Source organism: Rodentibacter sp., from assembly GCF_057314195.1.
The window spans coordinates 1-6,279 of sequence record NZ_DBHLAM010000026.1 but is presented as its reverse complement, the minus strand read 5'-3'; the positions used below and the strand labels follow the sequence as shown (position 1 = coordinate 6,279).

The following is a 6,279-nucleotide window of genomic DNA, read 5'->3' as shown; positions in this document are numbered from 1 at the left end:
AATCCGTTTAGTTTCTACTGCAGAGACCGGTCACTTCTACACAACTGATAAAAATAAACGTAACATGCCTGAAAAAATGGAAATCAAAAAATTTGATCCGGTAGTACGTAAACACGTTATCTATAAAGAAGCAAAAATCAAATAATTTTGCCGATTCTAAAAACCCGACTCGTTCGGGTTTTTTTATACCAAAAATTTATCATGGAAATAAACAATGCCCGAATTACCAGAAGTTGAAACCGCACTGCGTGGCGTAACTCCTTACTTAAAAGGTTTTATCATTGAAAAAATCGTCGTTCGACAACCCAAACTACGTTGGACAGTTTCGCCCGAATTAACAGAATTAAAGGACGTAAAAATATTAAATCTTACTCGCCGTGCCAAATATCTAATCATTCACACGGAAAAAGGCTATATCATCGGACATTTGGGTATGTCCGGATCAGTACGAATCGTACCGCACGACAGCCCTATCAATAAGCACGATCATGTAGATATCGTAATGAGCAACGGAAAGCTATTGCGTTATAACGATCCTCGACGCTTTGGCGCCTGGCTTTGGACGGATAATTTAGAGGAATTTCATTTGTTCTTAAAACTTGGACCGGAGCCACTTTCAGAGGAATTTAGCGGAGAATATTTGTTTAAAAAGTCTCGCCAAAAATCAATCGCACTTAAAGTCTTTCTAATGGACAATGCGGTGGTCGTCGGCGTGGGCAACATTTATGCCAACGAAACACTCTTTTTATGCGGACTTCATCCGTTAAAATTAGCTAAAAATCTTACTCGTAAACAATGCGAATTATTGGTCGAGACGATAAAAGCCGTACTGACGAAATCCATCGTTCAAGGCGGAACAACACTCAAAGACTTCTTACAACCCGACGGTCGCCCCGGTTATTTCGCACAATCGCTTTTGGTTTACGGTAACAAAAGCAAACCATGCCCCCAATGCGGTGCTAAAATCGAATCTCTCGTGATCGGTCAACGCAATAGCTATTTTTGTCCGCATTGTCAGAAGAAAAAATAAGGCGCCTAATGCGCCTCTTTTTTTAGAAAAATACCGTCCAATAATGAGAAATCGGCATCACTAGTAACAGTGCCGGTAACATATTCGCTACGCGAAACAATTGAATACTACAAATACGAAATCCCGCGGCAATCATCAGCACGCCACCGACCGCGGCAAAATCAGCACGCATTTCGGGCGAGACAAAAGGAATAATAGATACTGCAGAATAAGCTAATAACAGCTGTAACAAAGTTTGTGGAATAAAAATACTCGCCACGGCATAGCCTAAACTTGTGGCAAAAATGATTGCGGTGAAAAAATCCAGAAAAGACTTCACAATTAAAATACTGATATCGCCTGTCATACCTTCATTGATTGCGCCGAAAATGCCTGTTCCACTGAAAGAAAATAAAATCATAATCGCTACAAATTTTGATAAAAATTCTTCGTGACTCAAGCGATTGCCGCCATGCGCAAACAATTTCTCAACAATGCCTTTCGCAGACGATGCTAATTTATTAATACCGTTTTCCAGCAAAATAATTTCACCTAAAATCGCCCCAAGTAGTACGGCTAAAATCATCGCCGGCATATTGGCAACTTTCGCCACCATCACAATCCCCATACACAGGGAACAAAGTCCGAAAATCAAGGTTAAATTTATTTGTAAACGTTCCGGAATGCGCCCGCCAAGCAAAGCACCGATCAAAGCACCGCTCACTATTGCAAGCGCGTTAATATAGGGTCCGATAATCATATTACCTCCGTTATAAAAACAACATTATAAAGAAAAACCGCATTAAAACGGGCTTTCTATTTGTAGCCTATCGTATATGTCCGTAATCGCAAGGATTAAACAGGAACGTACTAGTTTTTCTTTGCGTCGTTGTTTTATTTGAAAAAGCAAAGAATCGGCGGAAGTCGGTTCTAAAGGGAAATTTAATAGAGCCTTATCTGTTACAAAATGTAAGTTTTGTACAAACTCAATGATTTTAAAATCAAAAAAATTGTAGTCTTTTTCGTCGTTATTTAACGTTTCTTTTAGCTCTATAAACTGCACGATGTCAGCAAAAACCGACTGTTCCACAATACCCAAACCGAGCAGCACTTTTAAGCGGATACTTAATTCGGAAAGAGGACCTGAGGTTTCAAACAAGGAATCCACTACGGATTTCACAGCAAAATCCGTTTTGCGAAAAACGCGGTTAATTAATTCGTCAATGGTTTCATCAAAAATCGCCACTGCGATGGTGATAAAACCGCGTAGCGACATCGCCTTGTTTAATTTTTCATAAACCTGATCAATAGGCACCTTAAAATCCTTTTAAATAAAAAAATCTCTCAAATTGCATAAAATGATGAGGGCGAATTCTCATTCGCCCTATTCACTTAAATCGCTTGATAAGCCGTGATAATGCGTTCAATTACTGCCTCGTCCTGTAATTCGGTGTATTTTCGCACAGTCTGAGCTACACCATTTTCAGCAAGGGATTTCGCCAGTTCCAAGGCTTGTAAATCCTGTTCGTTACGATATGCCAAGGCAGCGGCAATGGCATTAATCAAATGCTGATTCGGCAAGCCGTATTCCAGCGTGCCACGCAACGGTTTGATTAAACGATCGTTGTAGCTTAATTTACGCAAGGGTTCGCGCCCCACACGATCTACATCGTCCACTAAGAATGGGTTGGCAAAACGTTTGAGAATTTTTTCAATATAGGCTGCGTGCGCCTGCGGGTCGAAACCGTAGCGTTTAATCAACACCGCACCGCTTTCTTGCATGGTGGCTTTTACATCCGCTTTAATGCCTTCATCTTCGATGCTTTCTTTTACGAAGCGATAGCCTTTTAGCTTACCAAAGTAGGAAGTAGTAGCGTGCCCAGTGTTCAAGGTGAACAATTTGCGTTCTACAAACGCCATCAGGTTATTGGTTTTTTCCATGCCGCCAATCGCCGGGATTTGCCCTTTAAACTGAGTCTCATCCACGATCCACTCGCTAAATTCTTCTACGGTAACCAGCAATGGATCGCTTTCATCCGCTTGTACCGGTGGCACAATACGATCCACAGCGGAATCCACGAAACCAACCAATTTTTCTGCTTCGGCTTGTTGTTCGGGTGTTAAATGGGTGAAAACCTGTTCTTTTAAGAAGGTCGTGCCACGTACCATATTTTCACAAGCAATGATATTTAACGGCATATTGTTGCCTGCAGCAAAACGCGCAATCAAACCTTTGGCGATAGTGCGGGCAATGATTTTCAACACATTTGGTCCCACTGCCGTAGTGACTAAATCTACGTTTTTGAATAAGTCAATGAGGGCATTTTCATCTTTCGAATTTACGCCAGTGATATTGGTGACGTTTTCCACAGTATTTATACTATCACCGACAATTTTTACGTGATAGGAACGCTGCGCTTTCAGCTGGTCAATGACTTTCTCATTCACATCAGCAAAAATCACTTCAACACCGCTATCCGCTAGCAGTTTTCCGATAAATCCGCGACCGATATTACCTGCACCAAAATGTAATGCTTTCATGTCATAACTCCGAGTTTAAATAAATTGGTAATAAAAGGCGGTGTAAAAAATCGGTATTATGCAGCAACAAAACCATCTGAACTTTCTGAATGAAGTCTGAGTTGGACTATCAAAATAGCACCGCATCGGAAGCCGTTTCAATGCGGTGCTGTTTTGTGAGGTCATTTTAGCCTTGTACAATAGCTACATAATTTCGTAAAAAACACTGAAATTTTACACTGCACTTTTCACCGTCATTTAGGGTTTTAATAACGCCAATACTTTTTCCACATCGTTAGTGGTCGTGAGCAGTTCAATAGCTTCCTCGCTATCCAAAGCATTGGTAATCGCTGATACCACTTGAATATGCTCGTTATTTTTCGCCGCAATACCCACCACAAGTTTGGCAATACCGTCTTCTTCCTCGGTAAAACGCACACCTGCAGGATATTGGCATATCACGATACCGGTTTTCAGCACCGCATCTTTTGCTTCAATGGTACCATGTGGCACGGCAACACCTTCACCAAGGTAAGTTGATACCAGTTTTTCACGTTCAAGCATAGCATCTACATAGCTCGGTTCCACAAAGCCTGCTTTCACTAATTGCTCACCGGCAAAACGGATAGCTTCTTCTTTATTATCGGCTTTTAAGCCTAAGAAAATTTGTTCCGGTGTTAACGTGAATTTGGTACCGTTTATTTCCACCAAATCTTCTTGCTCCGTTGCGGCTTCTGCTGTCGACTGTGCATTTAACTGTTCTTTCAAATCCTGAACCAAGCTGTCGTAGAATTTGTTATCCAAGAAGTTTGTTAAAGACAAGTGCATAGCGTTCGGTACTTGCTTTTTCGCATGCAAGGTTAAATCTTGGTGGGTAATGACTAAACGAGCATCGTCCGGCAAGTCGTTAATCGCCACATTAGTGACATCTAACAGCAAACCGGCATCTTTCACTTTTTTGCGTAGCATGCTCGCCCCCATAGCACTAGAACCCATGCCCGCGTCGCAAGACACATAAATTTTGGTTAAACCTTTGTAGTCAGTCACCGCGCTTTGATTAGCATTACCGGATTTCATGGCTTTTGACACCGCCTGCATTTCTTCCAAATTACCGGATTCTTCTTTTTGGATTTTTAAGAAGAAAGTGGACAAGGTGAAGGAAACCGCACAGGCTACTAGCACGGAAGCCACAACGCCCACTAAGGAGGCTTTCGGTGTCATGAGTAATACTGCAATGATGGAACCCGGAGATGCTGGCGATACTAAGCCTGCACTAAATAAGGTCAACGTAAACACACCAGACATACCGCCTGCAATCACCGCAAGTAAGAGACGCGGATTCATCAATACATAAGGAAAATAAATTTCGTGGATACCGCCGAAGAAGTGGATCACCGCAGCACCGCCTGCAGTTTGTCTGGCAGAACCTTTACCGAAAAAAATATAAGCCAACAATACACCCAAGCCCGGCCCCGGGTTTGCTTCAATTAAAAAGAAAATGGACTGACCTAATTCTTGTGATTGTTGAATACCGAGCGGTGAGAAAATACCGTGGTTAATGGCGTTATTTAAGAACAGGATCTTGGCAGGTTCAACGAAAATGGAAGTCAATGGCAACAAATTATTATCCACCAATACTTTTACGCCCACCGCCAGCATTTCAGTTAAGGATTTCACCACCGGGCCAACTACCCAAAAGAACAAAATAGCCAGAATCATTCCTATAATCCCGGAAGAGAAGTTGTTAACCAACATCTCGAAACCGCTTTTGATTTTTCCGTGCGCCCATTTATCAAAGGTCTTAATCGCCCAACCGCCTGTCGGGCCGGCAATCATCGCTCCGAGGAACATCGGAATATCAGTACCAATAATCACACCGGCTGTAGTAATCGCACCGACCACCGCACCGCGATCGCCACCGACCAATTTACCGCCCGTATAACCGATTAATAACGGCAATAAATAGGTAATCATAGGGCCGACCAGTTTCGCCAAGATCTCGTTTGGCAACCAACCAGTCGGAATAAATAATGCCGTAATAAAACCCCAGGCAATAAATGCACCGATATTTGGCATCACCATATTAGATAAAAAGCGTCCGAAGCTTTGTATCTTCACTTTTGCATTTGCTGACAACATAAAAAAACCTCATTAAAAAGAGTGAGTAAAGTGCGTTCAAAGTAGCATAAGAAAATTTGCACAAAAAATAATTTTATTTAAATTTGTGAATTCAGTCACAATATTTTCGAATTACGATTTTTAAAAAATGTGATCATGATCACAAGATTAATCTAAAAAAAATAATTTCGTGATAAAAATCACAAAATTATTCGATATATAGCACAATCAATAGTCAAAATAGATGCTCAGTTATTAATTTTCTATCTACCTCAAGAGGACTACCTCTTTAGGTGTATTTATCAAATTTCATTTGATCTAACGCAATATTTTTACAAGTCACACTAGAAATTAACCATACTTTTGATATTGTTATTCTTGAGCCGAACTCTTTTTTCCAAGTGATTTCAACTACTTAACAAGAATAGTTCGCATTTAAACTTAATTTACTTTTCCCTACTTGTGATGGAGTGATTATCGTGAACGTACTAAGAAAAAGCCTTGTATTGGCGGCTTCGTTCGCAGCCTTAGGCGCCTATAATTCTGCAATGGCAGAGATGGTTTATAAACCGGTTGAGCAACCTGTGGAAGCACCAAACCCTAATTTAAAAATCGAAGCAGTGAATGAAAAA

6 protein-coding genes and 1 pseudogene are annotated in these 6,279 nt (G+C 41.1%); 3 read left to right on the top strand and 4 right to left on the bottom strand.

Annotated elements, in window-relative coordinates; all coding sequences use genetic code 11:
• Position 1 precedes the first annotated feature (1 nt).
• Complete coding sequence (gene rpmG / locus ACO59Y_RS03950; protein ID WP_486130895.1) at positions 2 to 145, top strand: 50S ribosomal protein L33; 144 nt, start codon at positions 2 to 4, stop codon at positions 143 to 145.
• A gap of 69 nt (positions 146 to 214) precedes the next feature.
• Positions 215 to 1,030, top strand: coding sequence for a DNA-formamidopyrimidine glycosylase (gene mutM, locus ACO59Y_RS03945; RefSeq protein ID WP_486130838.1), 816 nt, complete (start codon positions 215 to 217; stop codon positions 1,028 to 1,030).
• 22 nt (positions 1,031 to 1,052) lie between these two features.
• Here the strand turns inward: mutM and ACO59Y_RS03940 are convergent, their stop codons facing one another.
• From ACO59Y_RS03940 to ACO59Y_RS03925, 4 genes are all read right to left on the bottom strand, one after another.
• The gene (locus tag ACO59Y_RS03940; RefSeq protein ID WP_486130836.1) at positions 1,053 to 1,769 is read right to left on the bottom strand and encodes a DUF554 domain-containing protein; all 717 of its coding nucleotides are present in this window, start codon (positions 1,767 to 1,769) and stop codon (positions 1,053 to 1,055) included.
• A 42-nt stretch (positions 1,770 to 1,811) separates the two neighbouring features.
• A complete protein-coding gene (locus ACO59Y_RS03935; protein WP_486130834.1) occupies positions 1,812 to 2,324 on the bottom strand; it encodes an MltR family transcriptional regulator in 513 nt (170 codons plus the stop codon).
• A gap of 77 nt (positions 2,325 to 2,401) precedes the next feature.
• Entirely contained in the window at positions 2,402 to 3,550 is a 1,149-nt protein-coding gene (locus tag ACO59Y_RS03930; RefSeq protein ID WP_486130832.1) for a mannitol-1-phosphate 5-dehydrogenase, read from the bottom strand.
• Positions 3,551 to 3,787: 237 nt separating this feature from the next.
• On the bottom strand, positions 3,788 to 5,668 hold the full coding sequence (locus ACO59Y_RS03925) for a PTS mannitol transporter subunit IICBA (protein ID WP_486130830.1): 1,881 nt from the start codon (positions 5,666 to 5,668) through the stop codon (positions 3,788 to 3,790).
• Positions 5,669 to 6,117: 449 nt separating this feature from the next.
• Here ACO59Y_RS03925 and nrfA point away from each other — a divergent pair.
• Positions 6,118 to 6,279, top strand: a pseudogene (gene nrfA / locus ACO59Y_RS03920) (ammonia-forming cytochrome c nitrite reductase subunit c552); the annotation flags it as partial.